The organism is Lutibacter sp. HS1-25, assembly GCF_004121075.1.
Taxonomy (GTDB): Bacteria; Bacteroidota; Bacteroidia; order Flavobacteriales; family Flavobacteriaceae; genus Lutibacter.
This window is the reverse complement of record NZ_RHLN01000105.1, coordinates 1-2111: the sequence shown is the minus strand read 5'-3', so window position 1 is coordinate 2111 and position 2111 is coordinate 1. Positions and strand designations below refer to the sequence as shown.

The following is a 2111-nucleotide window of genomic DNA, read 5'->3' as shown; positions in this document are numbered from 1 at the left end:
TTTTCTCGGCGCAATTGTCAGACAATCCAATTCTCTTTTAGTTTATATTTTTCTTAAATCTTAAATATTCCAACATTCAAATTCCAACGCTCAAACTCCGCCATTTTTTAAATCCGAAATTTGTCATTTTAGTTTAAATTTTTATAGAATCTTCTATATTCCAACATTCAAATTCCAACGCTCAAACTCCGCCATTTTTTAAATCCGAATTTTTTATTTAAATTAAAATACTCAAATTAAGGAATTCAGAGTGAATTCCGATGACATGTTACACAACGGGCTTTTATAAGATTTGTGCGACTGGAAAATCGGAGATTTTTCGGACGTAGCAAATCGTTAATTGGATGTTTGTCGGTTCGTTATTTAGTTTAAATGTAAGCATAAATTTTATGAGTTGTTGTACACAGTTATTTTATTCGTTCATAAAATAATTCAGAATTTCCACTTAACATTTGCTCTCTAGATTTCTCGTTAATCACTTTTCCAGTATTTTTTATTTTTAAATTTTTCCCGTTTTCAATCAAGGTGAAACTCCAAATTTGTTTGTCGGAATAAATTAATTCAGAGTATGCTGGCCATAAATCAGGAATGTTATTAAACTGTATTTTTTCTCGCTTAATAAATTCATTCTTTTGAGTTTTTTTATTCTGCTCATAGAAGGAAATCTCACTGTTCGAGATAATCAATATTTTATCAAACTCAAGGTTGTCATCAGTTTTTTTTAGTATCATACCATTAGCAAATTTTTTTAACTTCCAGACTCCGATAATTTCTAATTTAAGTTTGTTTCTTAGTATGAGTTTTAAAGAATCAGATTTTCGTAATGCTATTATTCCGTTAACCGAAGTTGAGTCTTGGTGAAGAGCAAATTGGTATGAGAAATATGCTTTTCCTAATTCATTTTTTAATATGTTTTCTTCAGCTTTTATCATAAACTCTTTCTGAAAATCAAGATGATTTGTTTTATCCTCATTTTGAGATAAACAAATATTGAAAATCAAAATTATTATGATAAAAAGTGTTCTTTTCATAATTGTGTACAACGGGCTTTTATAAGATTTGTGCGACTGGAAAATCGGAGATTTTTCGGACGTAGCAAATCGTTTGTTTAATGTTTGTCGGTTCGTTATTTAGTTTAAATGTAAGCATAAATTTTATGAGTTGTTAGCCACTGGCTTTTTCTTTTCATTAATCTTTGAAGTAAGAATTATAATACTTTTTTGCAATTTTGGCTTTAAGCGTTGGCTGGAGCAAATTGCAAATATGTATGTGTAAAAGAACTTAATTTTTATTTTAAAAATCTAATTTGTAAGTTTAATTTAAAATAGATTTCTCTGTTTTCCTCAAACAATTCTCCGAAATCGTGTCTGGTTGAACTAGCAGTTTCTAATTTTGTATTATTTATCAAATAATTTTCAAACTCATTTTTGTTGTAAATATGATAACATAAAATTTCTCCATTTCCTTTGACTACTAAATAACCTCCAGTAGCATCATATTTACCTGTCCAAACTTTAGAAGGCATCATTCCTAGAGCAATATCTGTTAAAAATCGTTTTATTTTATAAGAGTAAAATTGATGATTATTTGAAGTGTCAAAATTTAATGGATTTTGAATTTCAATTTCATCAACTAATTCTTTTATTTTAGTTTTGCTATCGGAGTAAAAATTAAAAACTAATTCTGATAAGATTTTAGGTAAAGAACTATCAATTAAAACTAAATTATTTGAAAAAATTTGTTTTTCGGTATTAGAAAACTCAAATATACCGCCTAATTCTTTGATTTTTAAAATTCTGTCTTTTATTTTACTTTTGGTAGAAATTGCATTTATTTCCTTTATATGGTCTTTTGAAAGATTAGATATTTTAAAGCAAAAATTCGTAGTTTTTCCAGCATTCAATAGAGTAGAAGGATTACCTAATTGTGATTTAATACTGAAGCCCAGAGTTGGTTGTTGGCCAGTTCTTTGGTCATGAACTACAATTGTAATATCTGTTTTTGCGGACGAACTTGCTTTTAATGAAATACAATTTATACTGTGCATAAATTCCTCAATTTCAGGGACAGAAAATGTTCTTTCAGTGTTAGATTTTATAGAGTTTAGTAAG

Annotated in this window: 2 protein-coding genes; both read right to left on the bottom strand. The window is 27.8% G+C overall.

Annotated features, from left to right (window positions below):
* Positions 1 to 407 precede the first annotated feature (407 nt).
* Entirely contained in the window at positions 408 to 1031 is a 624-nt protein-coding gene (locus EC396_RS12670) for a hypothetical protein (RefSeq protein ID WP_129366997.1), read from the bottom strand.
* Between the two features lie 257 nt (positions 1032 to 1288).
* Positions 1289 to 2111, bottom strand: an 823-nt coding sequence (locus EC396_RS12665; protein WP_129366996.1) for an HpaII family restriction endonuclease, incomplete at its 5' end; no start/stop codon positions are given.

Coding starts and splice junctions, on each gene's coding strand:
- EC396_RS12670 (WP_129366997.1), bottom strand. CDS start 1,031: ATGAAAAGAACACTTTTTATCATAATAATTTTGATTTTCAATATTTGT.